This is a genomic window from Streptomyces sp. NPDC107581 (assembly GCF_055657175.1).
Genome location: NZ_JBVKBH010000020.1, coordinates 40,623 through 61,405 on the forward strand (window position 1 = coordinate 40,623; position 20,783 = coordinate 61,405).

The window sequence follows — 20,783 nt, forward strand, 5'->3', positions numbered from 1 at the left end:
GGTACCTTGCGATCAGGCGTCGGACCTAGGACCCCCTCACCATGTCGCGCCGAGTACGTGACGGCAGTCCGCGATCCGGACTCCTCAACCGCGGCGAGAAAGGCAAGCACGTGACCATGACTCCGCCGTCGCACGGTGACGCGACGACGCCGGAACTGGCGGTGCTGTTGCGACGCCACGGCCTGCGCTGCACCCACAGTCGGCTGTGCACCCTGAGGTTGCTCTCCGCCTCCGGGATGCATCTCTCCTCCGCCGAAGTCTGGGCTGAACTACAGCAGCTGGATCTGCCCTTCGATCAGGCGACCGTCTACCGGACCCTGGAAACTCTGACGGACGCCGGTCTGGCACACGCGGTCCACGGTCCGGGCGGCCCCAAGCGCTACGGCATCAGTTCCAAGCCGCACCATCACACGGTCTGCGAGCGGTGCGGCCAAGTGGGGGATGTGGCGATGGAGCACCTCAGGGAAGCCTCGGAGCGGATCGCCGAGCTGACGGGCCTGCGAGGCGACGCGGCGGGTTCGCTGCTGCTCTTCGGCCGATGCGCTCGCTGCAGTACCTGACCGTGGGTGGGTGCGGGACGCCGTCCATGGAACGGACGCTGTCAAGGCGGGACGGCGCCCCGCACCAGGGCCGGACGCAGGGTGCACCGCTTCGGCCACCCTGGCCGACCACTTCTTGCACAGTAGATGCTCTTGCAACAGGTGCGCAATAAAGACTCATCGCGCTTCGCCCTCAGGGAGGAGCTGCCCGTACGCCTCGCCGCGACGGACAAGGCCGTGGTGAAGGTCGAGCGGAATTTCCCCAAGGTGCACCGGGGTTGGAGTGCTCGGGGGCTGATCGACCAGGCCCCGAACGCCGAGCGGGCCGCCATGGACAAGGAGCGCGTCACCGAACGGGCTGTGGCTGACGCCGGAGACGCGGGTTCGCGTTGCAACTCGGGCGAGGGATCGGCGAGTGACTGTGGTCTCCGGCGGTGACCCTGGGGCCTGACGGTGGCCGGTATCCGGCGAGAGCGAGGGTGAACGGCGGCGGGTCATGCGCGCGGCACCGCCGGACAGCCGCTGCTCGGCGCGTTCCGGGGTCGTGGCGGGCCGGGCCAGTCCCGCCGTCCACTTCACCTCGATCCGGGCGAACGTCCACACCAGCAGGGCGACCGCCCAGGTGGCGAAGAACAGCCCGACGATGACGTAACCGATGACGTTCAGGTCCAGGCGGGAGACCCAGTCCCAGAACGCCCCGTGCAGGTTCGCCTTCTCGGCGATCGGGCCCAGCAGCTCGACGGTGCCGATGACGAGGGCGACGGCCACGGACAGGCCGGGAGGGGTGAGCCTGCCCAGCAGGGATCACGGCTCGCACCTCGGCGTCCGGGGGCGACAGCAGCGCACTCCAGTGGACTGCGCACCGCACATGCGTGCCGGGTTACTTTGCCTGTCCAATCTATTGCACACTGGTTGCAATAACTATTAGTGCGCAGAAAGGGTGTGGAGCGTGGGCTCTCCGATCGTGCTGGGGATCGAGTCGTCGTGCGACGAGACCGGTGCGGGACTGGTCCGGGACGGCCGGCTGCTCGGCCACGCCGTGGCGTCGAGCATGGACGAACACGCCCGCTACGGCGGTGTGGTGCCGGAGATCGCCTCCCGCGCCCACCTTCACTCCCTGCGCCCGGTGGTCCGACAGGCACTGGACCAGGCCGGGCTGAAACTGTCCGACATCGGCGCCGTGGCCGTCACCACCGGACCGGGCCTGTCCGGAGCGCTCCAGGTGGGGCTCGCGGGTGCGAAGGGGATCGCGTACGCGCTCGGCGTGCCCTTGTACGGCGTTCACCATCTCGCCGGCCACGTCGCCGCCGACACGCTCGAACACGGTCCCCTGCCCAACCCCTGCATGGTGCTGATCGTGTCGGGCGGCCACACCTCGCTCCTCCTCGTGCGCGATCTGGCCCGCGATCCGATCGTCCACCTCGGCGACACGCTCGACGACGCGGCCGGGGAGTGCTTCGACAAGGTCGCCCGGGTCTTCGGGCTGCCCTACCCCGGCGGTCCGGCCATCGACCGGACCGCGCGTGAGGGGGATCCGCGCGCGGTCGCCTTCCCGCGCCCGCTGCCGGGCTCGTACGACTTCTCGTTCTCCGGACTGAAGACGGCGGCCGCCCGCTGGGCCGAAGGTCATGCGGGGCGCGAGCTGCCCGTGGCCGACGGCGCGGCGTCCCTCCAGGAGGCGGTCGCCGATGTGCTGACCCGCAAGGCGGTCGCCGCTTGTGCCGAGCACGGCGTCGGGACGCTGGTGGTGGTCGGCGGCGTCGCCGCGAACTCACGGGTACGGTCGCTGGCCGAGGAACGCTGCCGGGCCGCCGGCGTCGAACTGCGCGTGCCGCCGCTGAGGCTGTGCACGGACAACGGCGCGATGATCGCCGCGGTCGGCGACCTCCTCGTCCGCGCCGGATCCGACCCCGCACCGCTCGACGTCTCGATCGACCCCTCGGCACCCCTGGAATACGCGGCCCTGCACCCGGTGTCCGTCTCGGCAGGTGCGGCCTGATGGACATACGGGTCTGCACGGGCACCGAGCTGCTGGACCACAGTGACACCCTGAGGTCGGTCTACACAGACGCCTTCTGCGCCCCTCCCTGGAACGAGGACGAGCAGAAGGCGGCTGCCTTCGTCTCTCGACTCTCGGCCGACGCACGGCGGCCGGGCTTCGTCGCCGCACTCGCCCTCGATGGCCAGGAGGTGGCCGGTTTCGCGACCGCCTGGACCACTCGTGCGCCCTTTCCCACGGATCGCTGCTACCCCGAGGCCACTGCCGCGCTCGGATCCGACCGCACCGCCGCCTGGTTGTGCGGCGCCCGTGAGATCGACGAACTCGCCGTCCGCCCCGCCGCCCGTGGCAAGGGCGTGGCCGCCGAGCTCCTCTCAGCGGTCACCGAGGACGCCCCGGACGGCCGGGCCTGGCTGCTCACCTCGTGGCGCTCCTCGAAAGCCGTGAGTTTCTACCGTTGGCAGGGCTGGACCCAGGCCACCCACCCCGCCCCCGAGGGCACGGGCACCGTCGTCTTCCTCGGCCCCCGCCACCCTGCCCGAACCCTGGCCGCCCATCCCCTGTAATCATCCGGAGCCCACCGTGCGCGCCGCCGAGATCGGACACCGGCTGCCCGGTGCGCAGGCGTTCCTGCCGCACGGCACCTACGGCTTCCCCATCGACCTCACCCTGGAGATGGCCGCCGGACAGGGCGTCGAGGTCGACCGCGAGGGCTTCGACGTACCTCATGCGGGAACAAGGGGAACGCGCCCGCGCCGACGCGCGCGCCCACAAGTCCAGCGGTACGACGGATGCGTCCGCCCTGCGGTCCGTGCTGGACGAGCCCGGCCCGACGAGCTGGCGCGCGTGGGACACCCCGCCCACCGAGTCCCGCGTCGTACGGCGAGAAGGTCCGCGTCGTCGAGATCGGCGGCCCCTGGTCGCGGGAGCTGTGCGGTGGCACGCACGTCGAACGCGCCTCACAGATCGGTGTGGTCTCCCTGACCTCCGAGTCGTCGGTCGGCGCGGGGAAGCGCCGGCTGAGGCCGCAGTGGGGTCGAGGGGTTCCGCCATCTTGCTCGCTCACGTGATCTGGTCTCCGAAATCGCCGAACCGCTCAGTGCCGCGCGCAGCGAGCTGCGCGGCAAGATCGACGGGCTTCTCGACCGGCTGAAGGCCGCCGACGGGGAGAATGCCCGGCTCAAGGGCCATCGCCGCGAGAGCGACGGAGCTGGCTGCCTCCGGAGTGGACGCCCACGGCATCCTGATGGTCACCACGACCGTGGACGACCCGGTCGGCGACGCGCGCACTCGCACTGTGGCCGCGCCGCAAGCTCCTCGGGAGACGGCCGTTGGAGGGATTGAGACCCTCGATCCGCAGCTTTCTCACTCGTAAGGGAAAAAAAGGCAGTATGCCTATTACTGCCAGAATCGAGAGTGACCGGCCGGTGGTTACGTTGATCAACGTATTCACCGTGACACCGCAGCGCCAGCATGAGCTGATCGCTCTGCTGGCGCACGCCACGGAAGAGACGATGAAGCACCAGCCGGGCTTCATCTGCGCCAATTTCCACGCCAGTGAGGACGGCGAACGCGTCATCAACTACGCGCAGTGGGAGAGCGAGACTCACTACCACGCGATGCTGGACAACCCCGAGGCCCGAATCCACATGGACCAGGCAGCCGTCATCGCCACCGACGTCCAACCTCGTCTTTTCCGCGTCGCCTCCCACCACCCCAAGGGCTGACCGCCATGCTCCCCGGAGTACGGCACCGCCCACCGACACGACCCGAGCGGGTGCCGGCGGGCTGAATCTCCGGGGCCGGACAACGCGCCATGCGCCTGTGTCCCGGTCAGTCGGCGTCGGTGGTCTTCGCGTTCCAGCAGTGCTCGACGCCCGCCAGTGGGCGATGGCGCAGGCCCAGACGACGAAGAGGCCGACGTTGTCCAGGGCGATGCCGGAGATCCAGTTGGTGATCCCGTCCTGGAGGCCGAGGTTGTCGTCCAGGACGCCGCCGAGCTCGACGGTGCCGATGGCATGTGACCCCCGTCCTGGGAGCCCAATTCCATGCAGGCATTGCCTCGTCCAGGTGTGCATCTGCCAGAGCTTGGTCACATCTGGGTCTGAGTCTTGCGCTTCAGGCGTTCGTAGGGAGTCTGGCCGCCGAGAGCGCCGTGCGGGCGGTGGTAGTTGTAGTAGTCCTCCCATTCTCGGAGTTTTTCGTCGAGTTCGCCGGTGTCGTCGATGACGACACCGGCGAGCATGCGGTAGAACTCCTCGGCGTCGATGCGGCGTGAGCGTTCCACCTTGCCGTTGAGGTGCGGGGATGCCGGTTTGATGTAGGTGTGGGCGATGCCCTTGTCGGGACGCAGGTGCCTTCGACAGCCACGCTCGGCACCACGTCCGGCAGCGGGGCGGACGGCGGCGCGGTGAGTTTCGTAACGCGCCCGATTCACCGGTCATCCGATCGATCCCACGGGCTGCCGTGCGCGCCATTCTCACAGCATGGCTGACACCCCCCGCCCCCATTCCGCAGAACGCGAGCGCACCCCCGAGCTGGCCGACGGCCGGGGCGGCGCAACCCGCAGAACCGTCATAGCCGCCCTCGGCGGTGCGACCCTCGGAGCGGCCGCTCTGGGTCTCACGGCCGGGCAGGCGACCGCGGCCGCGGACCGGAACAACGCGGCCCAGTCCCCGACCCGGCCGGCCGCCGACTGCGTCCTGACGCCCGAGCAGACCGAGGGCCCTTACTACCTGGACCTGGAGACTGTCCGCAAGGACATCACCGAGGGCAAGCCCGGCGTGCCACTCACCCTCCGTGTCAGGGTGATCGACACCACGACCTGCTCCGCGCTGCCCGGCACGGCGGTCGACATCTGGCACTGCGACGCTCTCGGCGTCTATTCCGGATACGTGGCAGGAGGCTCCACCCCGGACACGACCTTCCTGCGCGGCGTGCAACTGACCGACTCCACAGGCGTCGCGGAGTTCACCACCGTCTACCCTGGCTGGTACGTCGGCCGTGCCCTCCACATCCACGTCAAGACACATGCCGGCGGCACTGTCACCAACGGCAGGTACCACGGAGGCCACGTCTCCCACACCGGCCAGCTCTACTTCCCGGAAACGTACAACAGCAGGGTCGCCGCATTGGCCCCCTACCGGAGCAACACGGCCAGTCGCACGCTCAACGCCAGGGACGGCATCTACCGTAACGGCGGGTCCTCCACCCTGCTGACCCTCACGCAGGTCGGCAGCGACCTCGGCAAGGGAGTGACCGGCACGGTTGTGCTCGGCATCGATCCCGCCGCCACCCCCTGACGCCCCCGTGCGAGCGGTGGCCGGTCCGCTGAAACGAGGCCCGCAACCACCGCTGCGCGGCCGGCCGCCCACACCTGGCGCTCCGCGTCGCGTGTCGGACTGCGTCGTGTTGCGTCGTGGCAAGAACCGCGACCGCAGGAGATGCGTACGCCCGTCAGCCGTGCCCGAGTTGACCCACGGCTGCAGTGCGCGCGAAGGGACGCGATGACGGACGCAAGGATTCCATCCCGGGAATGGGCGGCCGGGAATCGGGGATGACCGGAGCATGACATGTGAGTCGTGCGGCGCACCGCTGACCGGTCGACCGCTCAGCGGTCGACCGGCTCGCTACTGCTCCGGGGCATGCAGACAGAGGGCGTTCAGGCAACGCTCGGCGCGCCGGGATTCCCGCCGGGCACAGACGGCCGCGTCACCGCCTCCACCGAGCGCTCCCTCCCCGACCGCCCAGGGCCGCGGCCTGCCACGGGCGCTCGACTCCTTCGTGGGCCGCCGGGCGGAGCTGTCGCGGCTGCGCACCCTGCTGAGGGCGTCGCGACTCCTGACCCTCACCGGAGCCGGGGGCGTCGGCAAGACGCGGTTGGCGCTGGAGTTCGCCAGGGGGCTCCCCGGCCGCCAGGGGCGGGTCGACCTGGTCGAACTCGACGCGCTGCATGACGGCGCTGCGCTCGCACAGTCGGTCGCGGCCGCGCTGGCCGTGGGTGAACGGGCAGGACGATCCGGTGTCGACGTCCTGGTCCACGCGATCGGCGACGCCCGTCGGCTGCTGATCCTGGACAACTGCGAGCATCTGGCCGAGCCGTGCGCCCGACTGATCGCGACCTTGCTGAGTCACTGCCCTCGGTTACGGATCCTGGCGACCAGTCGAGAGGCCCTGCGAGTACCCGGGGAGATCGTCCTCCGGGTCGGTGAGCTGTCGCTGCCGCCGGCCGACGCCGGAGACGATCCGGTGGTCCTGCTCCGGGCGGACGCCGTCCGGCTCTTCGTCGAGCGTGCCTCGAGTTGCTCACCAGGATTCACGCTCCACCGCGGAAACGGCAGGACGGTTGCCGAGATCTGCCGCAGACTGGACGGCCTGACGCTCGCCGTCGAGCTGGCGGCCCGCCGGGCCGGAACTCTTCCGCCGAGTGACATCCTGACGGGACTGGACGACCATATGTCCCAGCTGTCCCTCCTGGCAGGCGGACACAGGACCGGACCCGGGCGCCACAGCGAGCTGGCCGCCGCGATCGACTGGAGCCACCGGCTGCTCGATCCGGCAGAACAGGTGGTCTTCCGGCGACTCGCGGTGCTCGTCGGCGGGTTCGACACGGCTGCGGCGCGGGCGGTCTGCACCGGCGACGGTGTCGCACCGTCACAGATACTCGGCATCCTGTGTGCCCTCGAGGCCAAATCCCTGATCGCACGCCTCTCAGGAGACGCCGAGACCGCACGGTTCAGACAGCTGAGCGCCATCCGCGCCTACGCCCTGAAGTGCCTGCTCGCGTCCGGCGAGCTGCACATCACCGGGCACCGGGTCCTCGGGTGGCTGAACAGGCTGGCAGACCGGGCCGGCGACGAGGTGTTCCCCGACCAGGCCGGCAGCCCGCTGGCCGTGGAGCGGGACAACCTCGCGGCGGCTTTGGCCGGCACGACCGTACGCGACGGTGCCGCGTGCCCACGACTGGAGCTGGAACTGGCGCGCGTGCACTACGAGCAGGAACAGCCGTCAGCCGCCCGCGCGCTGCTGACGGGCCTGCTGCGGGACACCGGCAGACGGGCGCTCGGCGGGGCGGTACCGGCTCTGGCCGCGCGCGTGGCCTGCCAGCGGGCCGACCTGGCACAAGCACTGCGCCTCGGCGAGCAGGCGGTGGTCATGGAGCGCACGCGCCATCACCCCGCGGGACTTGCCAACGCCCTGGACGCACGGGCAGCGGCGCGGCTCTGCCGCGGGGAATTCGGAGCGGCCGTCGCAGATCTCCGCGAGTGCCTGGACGTCGTCGCCACTCTGGGAAAGCCCAACGACATCGCGTGGTGCACCCATCACCTGGCCTGGGCGTTGCTCCAAGCGGGCGGGGAACCGGAGGCCGACATCCTCATGTCCCGTTGCCTCCCCGTGCTCAGGGACCACGCCCCCTGGAACCGGGTCGCGGCCGCTCTGCACACAGCGGGCGCCGTGCGGCTGGCTCTGGGGCGTCTGGAAAGTGCCGAGGCACTGTTCGCCGAGGTGCTGCGGATCGTCCCCGAGGCCAGCTTTCACGCGCTCTACCCGGTGGAGGGCCTGGCCCTCGTGGCCGCCGAGAGCGGCGACATGCGGCGAGCCCTCCTGCTGTACGAGGCGAGCGCGCAGGCACGCCGCCGCCTCGACACCGTGTCCGAAGCTCCGTGGCGACGCCAGGTGGAGCGGACGGTGGCTCGTGCCAGGACAGGGCTGCCGGCAGCCGCTCGGGACGCGGCCGTCAGCGGCGGCCGTCGGCTGCGCGGGGATCGGCTCGTCGCGTACGCGCTGCGGACAACGGGAGACGACCCCCGCACGACGACGGACGCCGCGGAGGTCGTCGACGACCGGTCCGCCCTCACCGGAAGGGAGTTCATGGTGGCCGAGCTCGTCGCCGACGGACTGACCAACCGGCAGATCGCGGAGCGGCTCGGTCTTTCGGCCCACACGGTCGCCACACACCTGGACAAGGTGCGCGACAAGCTGGGTATGCGGTCACGCACGCAGATCGCCCTGTGGGTGGCCGCGCGGACCAAGGCCGGGCGTGCCTCCGGGTGACGAAGTCCCGGACCTTTGGGCCGTCACGGCGTGTCCGTGAGCCGGGGTCATCGGGCGCATGCCGGCCGGGACGAGCGCTCACGCCCGGTGCGGGCGCGGTTCCGGCCGAGCGGGTTCTGCCGTCGGCCGACGTGCACCGCGCGGCCGGGCAGGGCGCGCAGGCGTCGGACCGGAATGGGCGAGACGCACCGACGCATGCTGTCTTCGACCGACCAGCACGAATACGCCACCCGGCAGACTCGGCACGTCTCGGTCACCCTCGGCCGCTCCCTTGGAAGCGGCTGCCGTATCGTTGCGGCACATGTGGCCAGGAGAGCAGCCGTCGAGGGGCGGACAGAATCCGCAGCAGCCCCCGTTCGCACACCAGTCGAACCCCTACCAGCAGCCCGGTCCTGGCCAGCCGAACCCGTATCAGCAGCCCGGCCCGTTCCAGCCGAACTCCCACCAGCAGCCTCAGCACTGGCAGATGCCCATCCAGCCGGCCGCCGGGGCACCCGCGCCCCCGCCGACGGGTGGCGGCCGGAACCGGACCGGACTCGTCGCCGTCGTCGCTGCGGCAGCCGTCGTGCTCGCGGCCGGCACCACCGGATTCCTTGTGCTCCGCGGCCACAAGCAGGACGGGCCCGACCCGAAGCCGACCAACACCGCTTCATCGGCGCAGAGTTCCGCCAACCCCCGAGGACCCGACACCCGGACCGCCACGATCAAGGGCTGGAAGGTCCTGACGAATCCCACCCAGGGAATCGCGTTCGATGTCCCGCCCCAATGGGAGATCCAGTCTGCCGGCTGGGTCACCTATGTCTCCAAGGACGGGGACCCGGACGACAAACCACTCATCGCCATGCGCAATGTCGCGATGCTGCAGAAGAAGTGGTGCTCCTCCGACGAGGACCGGGACGGCACACTGGAGAACGTGCCTCTGGCCCAGGTGGGTACGAGGGGCAACCACGGATACCGAAGCACTCAGGAGATCGCCCGTTCCGACCCGAAGACCTGGGTGTACGGGGCATACACACAGCCGGACGAGACGAAGGTGAAGACCGGCACCGTCGAGGAGTTCACCACGAACTCCGGCCTCAAGGGCAGTCTGGGCGCTGCCTGGTCCGTGGGCGTGAAGGAATCGAAGAAGTGCGCCACGGACGGCAAAGCCTGGTCCTTCGCCTTCAAGAACACTGCCGGCGATCTGGTCTCCTGGTCGTTCTTCGGCGCCAAGAACGTGGCCGCGGAGGTACCGGACGCGACCATACGGAAAATCGCCGCCACTGTGCGGCTCTACAAGCCCCCGGCGGACTCCTGATTCCAGCCCAGAACCCGGCGAACGAAGGGGAACGGCCCGCCCGGCGCGGATTTCGGCGTCGTGGCAGGGCCGGTCACGGCCCCTGCCCGTGATCCCTCGAGGCCGAGGCGTCAGCCGCGATGGCGCGTGGACACAGATCGTCGGCGGCTTTCTGCACAAGTTCGCCCTTCATGCAGGGCGCGAATCGCTCGCCATCGCCGCCGCGTTGTGGTCACTGGTCTCGCTCACGGCAGGGCACCCTGACAGCACCTCCGGGAAGCACCCGACGAGCCGCCCCCTCAGCTCCGCCCAGGCCCCGCCCGCCGCACGACGCAGGCCGACCGAGGGGTGGAAACGACGGGCCACGCGTCGCCTCGTACCCGGGCATGGAGGTGTTCATCGCCGGGTGGTGCTGTCGGGCCGGCGGGCCATGACGACCAGGGAGCCACGGTCACCGGATGGCGGGGGGGCGGGAGCCTGCGTGGGCATCGGCGACGGATGAGGTCGGCCGGTGCCCACGGGGTGGCCGCGTCTCTCAGCCCTCGTCGAAGAGCAGGTCTTCCACCGGGTGTGTCATGCGGACGGTGTCGCCGTTGGTGACGTTGACGACGTGGTGCAGACCCACAATCCGCTCGCCGGTGGACAGGACCGTCGCCTTGTCCCCCTTGCCGGCAAGGTACGCGGAGAAGCAGCGGACGGGCATGCTGAACTGGAGGAAGTCCACGAGCCGCCGGAACAGCTTGGGCATGATCACGACGTCGTCGGTGATGGTGGACAGATCGGAGACCTTGAACCCGGAGGTGGTGACGTCCTGGGGCCACAGCCCCTGGCGGGCCGTGCGGGCGCCCTGCGCGACGGTGGTGAGTTCTGTCCGCAGGTCGCGGAACAGGCTGGTGTAGAAGGTCGGATAGACCAGGCCCAGTGAGGTCAGGTGGTGGTTGGCGGTCTGCCGCAGCAGCGGCACGTCGACGGTGACGGCCGTGCCGCTGGCCGCGGGAGGGGTGCCCCGGCCGACGAAGGCCACGGCGCGGTTGTTGACGTCGCCGCCCGCGGTGAGGATGTAACCGGGCGTGGTCTCGGGCGTCGAGGCGCTGACGGACTCGTCCGGCTTGCGCTGTACGTCGTTGAACCCGAGCCACGTGAGGAGCTCCGCCGCTGCGGCGTGGCCGAACTGCAGCGGCTGGTGCTCTCCGGCGTAGTGCGTCTCCAGCGCGTCGATGGCCTCCAGGCGGAGTGAGGCCTCACCGGTGTGGGAGGCATGCACCGGGTGGTTACCGCCGATGAGTTTCCAGTCGTCCGGGGTGTCGGCGACGAAGTGGACGGTATCTCCGTCCGGCTGAGTGTCCTTCAGGCGGAACTTTCCCTGAATGAGCAGCATAGGCATGACAACTCCGGTGGGGACGGGGGTGTGGAGCAGGTGGGGAGCACCGCCGTACGCACACATGGACACGACTCGAACGCACGGGCAATTTGCTCATAACCGACAAAATAGCGGCCGATCCGGTGGACGGTCCGCGAGGCGCGCGGAACAGTCCCCAACGTCGCCAGATCGCTCGATCCACCAGAACTTCCTGCAGAACGTCCTTCGGCACGAAGAGCCCGCGTCGGCACCGCGCACTCCTGGAACAGGGGTTTCCGGTGGTCACCCACCTCGCGGACCGCACGGTGCCGGTGAACATCTTCGATTCCGCCACTCGTCTGGCGGCGCAGCGCTTCCTGACCGCGGTTCCGTCACTCTTCGTGGTCGGCACATGCGCTCTGCCTCCGGTGCGGCACAGCTCATCACATCCGTCCGTACCGACTTCGGGGTCACGGGTGCCACGGACGCCCAGCTCGTACAGGCACTCGGTCCCACGACGAGAGCTCTGCGGCACAGCTGGCCGGCAGCCCGCTGTAAGCGGAGACCCCGCACCCGTCCCCGAGCAGCCGGTGCCGGCTGTGCGGCCCCTTAAGGTGAACTGTAGGGACGAAGATCGACGCGGGTGGGCAGGTCACCGGCTGGGGGGACGAGAGCGTGGCAGCACTGGTGGGCAGATCGTCGGAACTCGCGCGACTGGACGCCCTGTTGGCAGGACTGGGCCGGTCCGGCCTGCCGGAGGTCGTCGACATCACCGGTGAACCCGGCATCGGAAAGAGCAGGTTGCTCGACGAGCTGTGCGCGCGGGCCCGCAGGGCCGGGTTCACCGTACTGCGCGGCCGGGCCACGGAGTACGAACAGCACGTTCCCTACCAGCTGTTCACCGACGCGTTCGCCGACACCGACCCCGGCACGCCGGAGGCAGGCGCCACCGTCGCCGAAACGCGCTCGGTGCTGCACGGCATCCGGAGAGTGCCGAGCGACGGTTCCCCCGAAGGGGCCGCCGCCCGGTTCGACCTGCATCGTGCGATCGCCGCGGTCCTGACGCACCTGGGTGAGCAGGGTCTGGTGCTGGCCCTGGACGACCTGCACTGGGCGGATCCCGCCTCACGCGAGCTCGTGGACCACCTGGTCCGGCACCCTGCGCGCGGACGCGTTCTCCTGGCGGTGGCCCGGCGGGTCCGGCAGACACCGACCTCGCTGACCGCGGCGCTGACGCGCGGCGCAGCCGGCGGAACCACGCTCCAGCTCGCCCTGGAACCGCTCTCCGAGCAGGACTCCGTCCTGGCGCTGGCTCCCGACGTGCCCGAGGACCGGGCCAAGCAGCTGCACGCCGCCAGCGAAGGCAACCCCCTGTATCTGTTCGCCCTGGTGTACGCGTACCGCACAGGGACGCCACCACACGGCCTCACGCCCGACGCACACGGCGACGCCCTGGACCCGGCCGGCGTACCCGGTGGGCTCGCGGCGCTGCTGCTCGACGAGTTGGCCACGCTCACCGGGCCGCAGCGCCTGGTCGTCGAGGCGGTGGCGGCGCTCGGCGACCACGCCACGCCCGCCATGCTGACCGTGGCGACCGGGCTCTGCCCGCAGGAGGTGGAGGACGAGACCGGTGCCCTGGTGGTGCGGGATCTGCTGCGCGCCGGGCCGGGTGGCCGGTGGGCGCTGCGCCATTCCCTGGTCCGTGCCCTGGTCTACGAGGGAACCGCGCCGGGGCGGCGTGCCGAGGTCCACCGCCGTGCCGCGCGGGAGCTGGCCCGTGGCGGCGCTCCCGCCACCGAGCGGGCCCGGCACGTCGAACGGTCGCTGACCGGCTGGGACCCCCGGGCCGCGAAGGTTCTCATCGAGGCCGCGGAACGGTTCGCGTCGACCGCGCCGGCCACGGCAGCCCATCTGCTGGATGTCGTCCTCACCCATATGCCGGACAGTCCCGACCGCTTCACGCAACGCGGCGAACTGGTCCTGGCGCGCGCCCGCGCGCTCGGCGCCAGCGGCAACCTCCAGGAGAGCCGGGATCTGCTGCACACCCTGATCGAGACGTCCGGCAAGGACCATCCCGAACTGCGTACGCAGGCCGTCGCCCAGTGCGCCGTGATGGAGCGGCACCTCGGCCACTCCCCCGAGGCAACCGCCCTGCTGCGCCGGGAGCTGTCCCGCGATCCGGGCCCGTCCCCCGCCCAGGCTGTCTCCCTGCGACTGGCCCTCGGCATGTCCGCCCTTCTGACCGGTTCCTATCCGGAGGCGCGCGAGGACGTCGCGCAGGCCGTCGCCGTCGCACGTGCCGACGACGACCCCACCGGTCAAGCGGCGGCGCTGGCCCTGGCAGCCCTGGGCGAGGCGTACGAGGGGGAGACGGAGGCGGCAGCCCGTTTCAGCGACGCCGCAGGTTCACTTGCGGACGCGCTGACCGATCCCGGTCTCGCGGACCTGTGCGAGGCGCTGGTCTGGCTGGCCTGGGCGGAAACCCTGCTGGAGCGCTACGACGACGCCGAGCGGCACATCACCCGAGGCCTCCGCATCGCCCGCCGGACCGGACAACTCCACGTGCTGCCACACCTGTTGACGAGCAGAGCCTTCGTCCACCTCACCACCTGCCGTCTGCCGTCCGCGCTGGAGGCCTCCGAGGAGGCGGAGTCCATCGCCCGGGCCGCGGGCAGCAAGGACCTTCTGGGCTTCACCCTGGCCATCAAGACGCTGGTGCTGTTGCTGATACGTCCGCTGGGGGACGGCAGCGCCCTGTCCACCGGTGAGGAGGCCGTCGCCGCGGCAGGCCGGAGCAGGGGCTGGTGGTCGTCCCTGGCCTGGTGCATGCTCGGTCATGCGACGTACGTGAGCGGCGACCCCCACCGCGCTCGGGAGGCCATCACGACGGCAGGGGGCGGCCCTGAACTACCCCTGTTGCAACCTTCGATCCGCCCTGGTCAGCTCGACACCCTCGCGGCCGCGGCCCTCGCCGCCGGTGACGTCGACGCGGCCGGCCGCTGGGTCGCCCAGGCGACCCGCGAGGCCGACCGGCTCCGCCTCGACGGTCAGCGCGCCGCCGCCCTGCGCGCCCAGGCCACGCTGGCCGAGCACCACGGTGAGACCGGCAGGGCCGTAAGGCTCCTCGACGCGGCGGCAGAGGAATACGTGCGCTGCGGCCAATCCCTGTGGGAGGCGTACTCCCTGTTGCGGGCGGCGCCGTTGGTGCAGCGCACGGGGCAGGGAGCGCGCGCTGTCGCGATGTGGCGCCGGGCCCACCGGATCGCCGTCGGCGGCGGCGCACGCCTGCTGGTGGACCTCGCCGAACTGATCCGCCCCCAGGTGACGGCGGAGACCCCGACGGTTCCGGCACAGCTCGCGGAGCTGACGGCCCGTGAGCTGGAGGTGGCGAAGCTGGTGGCGCAGGGACTGAGCAATCAGGACATCGCCGCCCGGCTCCACCTGAGCCGCCGCACCGTCGAAACCCACCTGTCCTCGATCTACCGGAAGGCGTCAGTGCCGTCCCGCGCGGCCCTTGCCGGACTCATGACCCGCGTCGGGCTGGGCGCCGGATCCTGAGCGACGCCCGGTGATCAGTCGTCGCCGCAGGTCTCGGCCGCCTGAGGCTGCGGCGCCAGGATCACCACGACGGCGCCCGCCACCGCGGCGAGCCACATCGCGTGGCGCACGGCCGGGTGTGCAGGGCGGCGCGAGGCCGCCCACGTGATCCATGCGACCGCGGATCCCATGGCCGGCGCGGCCACGACCGACGCGCGCAGCACACGGTGACCGCCCTGGACCGGGGCGGCTTCGGTGCTCGTGCCCCCGGTGCCGTGGCTGACAACCGCGCTCATGAAGGACGGCGACCACTGCACGGCGTGTCTGCCCGAGCATCCGCCGACGGGTCATGGACGCCCCGCACACGGCGGTCACGACCACCAGAACGTCCAGTGCGTGCGCCGGGACACTCGCTCGGGACGCGCCCGGGCAGGACGCGGGCCGGACGGCTCCTCGCACCTCATCGCCGGTCATCGGCTTCACGGATGCTCGCCTTTCGTCGTGTGCGGTCCGGCGGGGGCGCTCCCGCTCGCCGCCCGGTCGTACCCGCGTCAGTGTGCCGGGGCCGCCTGCGCGGACACATCCGTGAAAACACGACTCCGCCGCACACCCGGCCCGGACACCCGCGACGTGATGAAACACGTAAGGGGTTACGTGTTTCCACTGAGGCCGCTTCCCCCGCGGCCGTCTACGGTCGGCAGTCGGACGACTCGAGCGGTGCAGAGGGGACTGTGTGAAAGGCAACACCCAGGGTGTACGGGGAAGTTGGGTGACGCTCGTGGTGGCGGCGAGTCTGCTGGCCGGGTGTTCGGCACAGGGGGCGGACGTCGGCTCCTCCCGGCGGACCGGGTCACCCGCGCACACTGCCTCGCCGGAGGCAGCGGCGCCCCCGTCGGGCAGCTCTTCCGCCGCCGCCTTCACACCCGACGCCGGCCTCGTCCCCAGGACCTCGAAGGACGGGCGGAACCTGGTGGACTCCGTGGTGTTCGCTCCGGGCGACTGGGGCCGGGGCTTCGTCGCGCAGGACCCGGCCGACAGCACCCCGGGCACCTGGGCCGTGCTGGACGGCAACTGCCGCTGGGAGCGGCGGAAGCTCCCCCGGGGCGTACTGGCCAGCCTGTCCCGTTACAGCCGACTGCCCGCCGGCGGAGGCAAAGGTGCCGTGAAGGTGACGGCCGCTGCCACCGCGCACTCCCTCACTCTCGGCGCCGACGAACAGCTGAGCACCACCCTGGAGGAAGTCCTGCGCTGCCCTGAGCAACAGCCACGGGCCGACGAACGGATCACGGGTCTGAACTCACTCGGCACCCCCTTCGGCGCCCGCGAGCAGGAGTACGCCGACGACTCGGTGCTGGAGGCCGGTCAGTACGTCGCGAAGGGCGGCACCGCCCAGCCGTACCTGTGGATGGTCGCCCGCCTGGGGACGGTCGTCGTGGCCGTCTCCGTGACGGGCGGGCAGGGGCACAGCCAGGAGGAGCTGCAGCAGTTGGGCAGCACCGCCCTGGGGCAGATGCTGGTGCGCGTCCAGCAGCGGCTGAAGGGGAAGTGATGGAGCCACTGCGCACCTCCGACCCGTCCAGGCTGGCGGGCCATCGGCTGCTCGGGCGTCTGGGCGCGGGTGGTATGGGGGTGGTGTACCTGGCCCGCTCGGCCGGCGGTTCGCTGGTCGCGCTGAAGGTGATCCAGGCCGAGTACGCCGAGGACGCCGGATTCCGGGAGCGGTTCCGGCGCGAGGCGGAGACGGCCCGCCGGATGACCAGCCCATGGGTGGCGTCCCTGGTGGACGCGGACCCCGAGGCGGCGGAGCCCTGGCTGGCCACCGCCTTCGTGCCGGGGCCTTCACTGGGCGAGGCGGTCGCCGCACACGGGCCACTCCCCGTGCGGAGCCTGCGGGTGCTGGGCGCCCGGCTCGCCCAGGCGCTGGGGGATCTCCACTCGGTCGGTCTCGTGCACCGGGACGTCAAACCGGGCAATGTGCTGCTCGCGCTCGACGGCCCGCGACTGATCGACTTCGGTGTGGCCCGCGATCCGCAGGACACCGCGCTCACGTCGACCGGTGTCGTGCTCGGCACCCCCGGCTTCCTGGCACCGGAACAAGCCCACGGCGGGCGGGAGGTGGGCCCGGCCGGCGACATCTTCTCGCTGGGCTGCGTCCTTGCCCACGCGGCCACCGGCCGCCCTCCCTTCGGTACCGGCTCACTCGACGCACTGCTGTACCGCACGGTGCACGACGCCCCGGATCTGGAGGGGGTTCCCCAGGAGCTAACCGCAACAGTGCGCGGCTGTCTGGAGAAGAACCCGCGGCTGCGGCCCACTGCCGAAGCACTGTCGGAGGTCCTTTCGGCCACCGCGCCCGCCGCACCTGCCGACCCGCGGGAGGCCCTGCGGGCGGTACGTCCTGCGACGCACGGGGACCAGGAAACCGGTGACGAGGCCTGGTTGCCCGAGCCGTTGGTCCGGCTGATCGCCGAACGGTCGGCCGCCGGGCTCGGGCTGCCCGCCATCGACGACACCGAGGTCGGCTCCGAGTCCTCCGACACCGGCGCGGCGGACGATGCGCTCGGACAGCCATCGCGCCGCACCGTCGGCAGACGCCGTTTCCTCGTCCTGACCGGAGGCGCGGTGGCCGTGACGGCCGGAGGCGGGCTGGCCGCCCGGGCCGCGTTCTCCGGTGACGGCAAGGGGAACGGTTCCACCGCCGCCCCGACGGCAACCGGGCCCGTGCACGCGATCGGCCTGCATGCCGATCTGAGCGGTGACCACAGGGCGGTGGGCCGGGCTCAGGAGCGGGGACTGCGGCTCGCGGTCGAGGAGTTCAACTCCCGCGGCGACAGGCCGTTCACGCTCGCCGTGCGGACCATGGACGACGGCGGGGATCCGGCCCGGGCCCCCGCCGTGGCCAAGCGACTGGTCGCCGACCCTACCGTGCTGGCCGTGATCGGTCCCACCACGGATGACACCGCTCTGGCCTCGCTGGCGACGTACGACGCCGCGTCGCTGCCCCTCATCGCGGTGTCGCCCGGAGCCACCGTGCTGGGCGTGATGGGCAGCCGGTCCTTCCTCCACGCCCGCGTGACGGACACGGTCCTGCCGTTCTATCTCCACGCCTATCTGTTCGGCACGGCGAAGTCGCGCACGATCGGAATCGTCGACGACCGCGCGGCGGACGCGTACGCATGGGAGATCAGCAGCTCGCTCACCCGCATCCTTCGCAAGGGCCGGCAGCGGGCCGTCCCCAAGGTGGTCAGCGCGTTGCGGAAGGACTTCGGACCGACGCTCGACGCGCTGCTCGAAGGCGGCGCCGACTCCGTGGTCTTCGCCGGATACCACGACCGCGCGGCGCTGCTGGCCCGAGAACTGATGAATCGTCACTTTTCGGGCGCTCGGGCCGCCGCCCAGGGGGTGCTCGACACCCGGTTCCTGTCCGCCGCCGGGGACGCGGCCGACGGCTGGGTGATCGTCGCCCCCGTCATGGACGCCTCCGTGGCACCCGAGGCCAAGGCGTTCGCGGCCGCGTACCGCAGGCGGTTCGACGCCGAGCCGGAACGATACGCCGTCGAGGCGTACGACGTGGCCCGGCTGACCGTGCAGACCCTGGACTCGCCGGCCACGGGAGGCGTCACCCGGCAGAACCTGACGACGGCGCTGCGCGCGGCCTCGTACAAGGGGATCACGAAGAACTTCGCGTTCGACAGGAAGACCGGTTCCCTGGTCATCGACGGCAGCGGGGTCTACCTGTGGAAGGTCGGCGGTGGCCGGTTCCGGTACCAGGGCGTGGCGCCGTTCCAGGTGTCCACCTGATGGGGCGTTGATGGAGCCGTTGCGCGGCGCCGACCGGGCCAGGATCGCGGGCTACCGGCTGCTGGGCCGGCTGGGCGCGGGCGGCATGGGCGTGGTGTACCTGGCCCGCTCCGGCAAAGGCTCGCCGGCCGCATTGAAGGTCATCCGTGCCGTGCATGCGCACGACCCGGGCTTCCGGGCCCGTTTCCGCCGTGAGGTGGAGACGGCGGGCCGGGTCACCAGCCCCTGGGTCGTACCGCTGCTCGACGCGGACCCGGACGCGGAGTCGCCGTGGCTCGCCACGGCGTTCGTGCCGGGCCCCTCACTGGCGGAGGCGGTCGAGGAGTGCGGGCCGCTGCCGCACCGCTCGGTGCGGTTCCTGGGGGCCCGCCTCGCCGAGGCGCTGGAGGCCGTGCACGGGGCGGGTCTGGTCCACCGGGACGTCAAGCCGGGCAATGTGCTGCTCGCCGTCGACGGGCCGCGGGTGATCGACTTCGGTATCGCCCGTATGCCGGAGGACACCTCCCTCACCGCCAGCGGGCTGGTGGTCGGCTCCCCCGGATTCCTCTCCCCCGAACAGGCCCAGGGACGGGGCAGGGAGATCGGCCCGGCCAGCGACGTCTTCTCGCTCGGCTGTCTGCTGGCATTCGCCGCGACGGGCGAACGCCCCTTCGGCGGTGGCTCCGCGGCCGAGGTGCTGGTGCGCACGGTCCACGACGAGCCGGACCTGGACGGCGTACCGGCGCCACTGCTGCCGCTGCTGCGGACCTGCCTGGCGAAGGATCCGGGCTCCCGGCCCCCCGTGGCCGACATCCGGAGAACCCTGGACGAGACGGATCCTCACGACCGGGACCGCGAGGGCGGAGGCTGGTTGCCGGAGTCGCCCACCCGGCTGATCGCACGCCGCTCGACCGCCGCTCTCGCCCTGCCCGCCGTCGAGGCGACCGAGGTGTCCGGCGCTCCACCCGGTGTCGATACGGTGCCCGGTTCGTGGGAGCCGTCGAGGGGCGCCACGCGACGCCGCTTCCTGGTGCTGGGCTCGGCCGCCGGAGTACTGACGGCGGGCGCGACGGCGGCCTGGTGGACGGCGGACCGCCCCGGTCACGCTTCGACGCAGCGCGGCGGCACACGGCGTCCGCGCCTGGTGGTCGCCCTGCACGCCGATCTGACGGGAGGACACAAGACGGCAGGAACCGCCCAGGAGAACGGCGTCCGGCTCGCCGTCGACCACCTCAACTCCCGTGCCGACCGCGTCTTCGACCTCGCACTCCGGGTGCACGACGACGCGGGCAGCCCGCCCAGGGCGCAACGGATCGCTCGGCAACTCGCGGCCGACGACCGGGTCCGCGCGGTGATCGGGCCGACCACCGACGCCTGCGCCAAGGCCGTCCTCGACCAGTACGAGAAGGCGCTGCTGCCCATGGTCTCCGTATCGGTCGGGCTCGACGGGGTGTCCCCCGCCACGTACCGGACGTACGTGGCCACCCGGCCCCCCGACCGCAACCTGGCGGCGCCCCTGTTCGCGTACCTCGTCCGCACCGCCCGGGCACGCAGGACGGTGCTGATCGACGACGCAGCCGAGGGCGACTTCAGCTGGAACATCTGCACATGGGTGAGCGAGGCCATGCGTTCCGGGCAGCAGACCACGACCCGGCGCACCCTCGCCGCCGAGGACGACGCAGCCGAGGACTTCCGTGCCCTCGCCGAGTCGGTGACCGACGCGGAAGCGGACGCGGTGGTGTTCGCCGGTGGCCCTGCGCGCGCCGCGAAACTGGCGCTCGCGCTGCGAACCGCCGGCTACTCCGGAGCGCAACTGGCCACCCAGCGCGCCCTCGACCCCCGCTTCCTCACCTCGGCGGGCGACGCCGCCGAAGGATGGGTCTTCGCCACCGCCTTCCTCGATCCGACCCGTGTGCCGGCCGCGAAGCCCTTCGTCACCGCCTACCACGAGCACTTCGGCACCGACCCGCCCTGGTACTCCGCGGAGGCCTACGACGCGACGCTCTTCGTGGGCCGCGCGATGACGACGCTGGGCGCGTCCCGCGCGGAACGGGGCGCGATCGTGGGGCGGCTGCGCGACACCGACTTCCGCGGGATCACCAAGCGGCTGCGCTACACATCGTCGAGTACCGTCTACACCATGAAGGCGCTGTACCTCTTCCAGACGTCCGGCGGCCGCTTCCGCTTTCTCGGCCAGTACGAGGACGCCACGGCTCCAGCCGGTGCGGGGACGGGAGCCGACCGGACCGCCTGACCGCG

At 71.4% G+C, this 20,783-nt stretch carries 13 protein-coding genes and 3 pseudogenes; 12 read left to right on the top strand and 4 right to left on the bottom strand.

Going from position 1 to position 20,783, the window contains the following annotated elements; all coding sequences use genetic code 11:
* The first annotated feature begins 116 nt into the window (after positions 1–116).
* The gene (locus ACZ7P3_RS37010) at positions 117–560 is read left to right on the top strand and encodes a Fur family transcriptional regulator (protein WP_472088533.1); all 444 of its coding nucleotides are present in this window, start codon (positions 117–119) and stop codon (positions 558–560) included.
* A gap of 516 nt (positions 561–1,076) precedes the next feature.
* Here the strand turns inward: ACZ7P3_RS37010 and ACZ7P3_RS37015 are convergent.
* Positions 1,077–1,328 (bottom strand): annotated as a pseudogene (locus ACZ7P3_RS37015) (HoxN/HupN/NixA family nickel/cobalt transporter); the annotation flags it as partial.
* A gap of 160 nt (positions 1,329–1,488) precedes the next feature.
* Here ACZ7P3_RS37015 and tsaD point away from each other — a divergent pair.
* The 4 genes and pseudogenes from tsaD to ACZ7P3_RS37035 all read left to right on the top strand — a co-directional run bounded on the left by tsaD (position 1,489) and on the right by ACZ7P3_RS37035 (position 4,265).
* A complete protein-coding gene (tsaD, locus tag ACZ7P3_RS37020; protein ID WP_472088534.1) occupies positions 1,489–2,538 on the top strand; it encodes a tRNA (adenosine(37)-N6)-threonylcarbamoyltransferase complex transferase subunit TsaD in 1,050 nt (349 codons plus the stop codon).
* Positions 2,538–3,104, top strand: coding sequence for a GNAT family N-acetyltransferase (locus tag ACZ7P3_RS37025; protein ID WP_472088536.1), 567 nt, complete (start codon positions 2,538–2,540; stop codon positions 3,102–3,104). The genes tsaD and ACZ7P3_RS37025 overlap by 1 nt, the downstream gene beginning before the upstream one ends.
* Before the next feature lie 25 nt (positions 3,105–3,129).
* A pseudogene (locus ACZ7P3_RS37030) lies at positions 3,130–3,841 on the top strand (alanine--tRNA ligase-related protein); the annotation flags it as partial.
* 88 nt (positions 3,842–3,929) lie between these two features.
* Positions 3,930–4,265, top strand: a complete 336-nt coding sequence (locus tag ACZ7P3_RS37035; RefSeq protein WP_472088538.1) for an antibiotic biosynthesis monooxygenase family protein — start codon at positions 3,930–3,932, stop codon at positions 4,263–4,265.
* 365 nt (positions 4,266–4,630) lie between these two features.
* Here ACZ7P3_RS37035 and ACZ7P3_RS37040 read toward each other — a convergent pair.
* A pseudogene (locus tag ACZ7P3_RS37040) lies at positions 4,631–4,882 on the bottom strand (integrase core domain-containing protein); the annotation flags it as partial.
* Between the two features lie 142 nt (positions 4,883–5,024).
* Between ACZ7P3_RS37040 and ACZ7P3_RS37045 the strand changes: the two are divergent.
* The 3 genes from ACZ7P3_RS37045 to ACZ7P3_RS37055 all read left to right on the top strand — a co-directional run bounded on the left by ACZ7P3_RS37045 (position 5,025) and on the right by ACZ7P3_RS37055 (position 9,889).
* A complete protein-coding gene (locus tag ACZ7P3_RS37045; protein WP_472088540.1) occupies positions 5,025–5,840 on the top strand; it encodes an intradiol ring-cleavage dioxygenase in 816 nt (271 codons plus the stop codon).
* A 481-nt stretch (positions 5,841–6,321) separates the two neighbouring features.
* A complete protein-coding gene (locus ACZ7P3_RS37050; protein WP_472088541.1) occupies positions 6,322–8,592 on the top strand; it encodes an ATP-binding protein in 2,271 nt (756 codons plus the stop codon).
* A 301-nt stretch (positions 8,593–8,893) separates the two neighbouring features.
* Positions 8,894–9,889, top strand: coding sequence for a DUF8017 domain-containing protein (locus ACZ7P3_RS37055; protein ID WP_472088542.1), 996 nt, complete (start codon positions 8,894–8,896; stop codon positions 9,887–9,889).
* A 514-nt stretch (positions 9,890–10,403) separates the two neighbouring features.
* Here ACZ7P3_RS37055 and ACZ7P3_RS37060 read toward each other — a convergent pair.
* A complete protein-coding gene (locus tag ACZ7P3_RS37060) occupies positions 10,404–11,252 on the bottom strand; it encodes a nuclease (protein ID WP_472088544.1) in 849 nt (282 codons plus the stop codon).
* A 630-nt stretch (positions 11,253–11,882) separates the two neighbouring features.
* Here ACZ7P3_RS37060 and ACZ7P3_RS37065 point away from each other — a divergent pair.
* Positions 11,883–14,765, top strand: coding sequence for a helix-turn-helix transcriptional regulator (locus ACZ7P3_RS37065; RefSeq protein WP_472088546.1), 2,883 nt, complete (start codon positions 11,883–11,885; stop codon positions 14,763–14,765).
* A gap of 14 nt (positions 14,766–14,779) precedes the next feature.
* On the opposite strand, the gene ACZ7P3_RS37070 is transcribed toward ACZ7P3_RS37065, so the two are convergent.
* Positions 14,780–15,040 carry a hypothetical protein gene (locus ACZ7P3_RS37070; RefSeq protein ID WP_472088548.1) on the bottom strand — a complete coding sequence of 87 codons (261 nt, stop codon included), beginning with the start codon at positions 15,038–15,040 and terminating at the stop codon, positions 14,780–14,782.
* Between the two features lie 473 nt (positions 15,041–15,513).
* Here ACZ7P3_RS37070 and ACZ7P3_RS37075 point away from each other — a divergent pair, with 473 nt between their 5' ends.
* The 3 genes from ACZ7P3_RS37075 to ACZ7P3_RS37085 are packed head-to-tail and all read left to right on the top strand — an operon-like array spanning position 15,514 to position 20,778.
* Positions 15,514–16,293, top strand: coding sequence for a hypothetical protein (locus ACZ7P3_RS37075; protein WP_472088550.1), 780 nt, complete (start codon positions 15,514–15,516; stop codon positions 16,291–16,293).
* On the top strand, positions 16,293–18,545 hold the full coding sequence (locus tag ACZ7P3_RS37080; RefSeq protein WP_472088552.1) for a bifunctional serine/threonine-protein kinase/ABC transporter substrate-binding protein: 2,253 nt from the start codon (positions 16,293–16,295) through the stop codon (positions 18,543–18,545). The genes ACZ7P3_RS37075 and ACZ7P3_RS37080 overlap by 1 nt, the downstream gene beginning before the upstream one ends.
* 10 nt (positions 18,546–18,555) lie before the next feature.
* The gene (locus ACZ7P3_RS37085; RefSeq protein ID WP_472088554.1) at positions 18,556–20,778 is read left to right on the top strand and encodes a bifunctional serine/threonine-protein kinase/ABC transporter substrate-binding protein; all 2,223 of its coding nucleotides are present in this window, start codon (positions 18,556–18,558) and stop codon (positions 20,776–20,778) included.
* Positions 20,779–20,783 lie beyond the last annotated feature (5 nt).

Bases quoted from the DNA above. Each gene is read 5' to 3' on its own strand.
- ACZ7P3_RS37045 (WP_472088540.1), top strand. From the start codon at position 5,025: ATGGCTGACACCCCCCGCCCCCATTCCGCAGAACGCGAGCGCACCCCC.
- ACZ7P3_RS37070 (WP_472088548.1), bottom strand. From the start codon at position 15,040: ATGAGCGCGGTTGTCAGCCACGGCACCGGGGGCACGAGCACCGAAGCC.
- ACZ7P3_RS37060 (WP_472088544.1), bottom strand. From the start codon at position 11,252: ATGCCTATGCTGCTCATTCAGGGAAAGTTCCGCCTGAAGGACACTCAG.
- ACZ7P3_RS37010 (WP_472088533.1), top strand. From the start codon at position 117: ATGACTCCGCCGTCGCACGGTGACGCGACGACGCCGGAACTGGCGGTG.
- ACZ7P3_RS37055 (WP_472088542.1), top strand. From the start codon at position 8,894: ATGTGGCCAGGAGAGCAGCCGTCGAGGGGCGGACAGAATCCGCAGCAG.
- ACZ7P3_RS37035 (WP_472088538.1), top strand. From the start codon at position 3,930: ATGCCTATTACTGCCAGAATCGAGAGTGACCGGCCGGTGGTTACGTTG.
- ACZ7P3_RS37085 (WP_472088554.1), top strand. From the start codon at position 18,556: ATGGAGCCGTTGCGCGGCGCCGACCGGGCCAGGATCGCGGGCTACCGG.
- ACZ7P3_RS37025 (WP_472088536.1), top strand. From the start codon at position 2,538: ATGGACATACGGGTCTGCACGGGCACCGAGCTGCTGGACCACAGTGAC.
- ACZ7P3_RS37080 (WP_472088552.1), top strand. From the start codon at position 16,293: ATGGAGCCACTGCGCACCTCCGACCCGTCCAGGCTGGCGGGCCATCGG.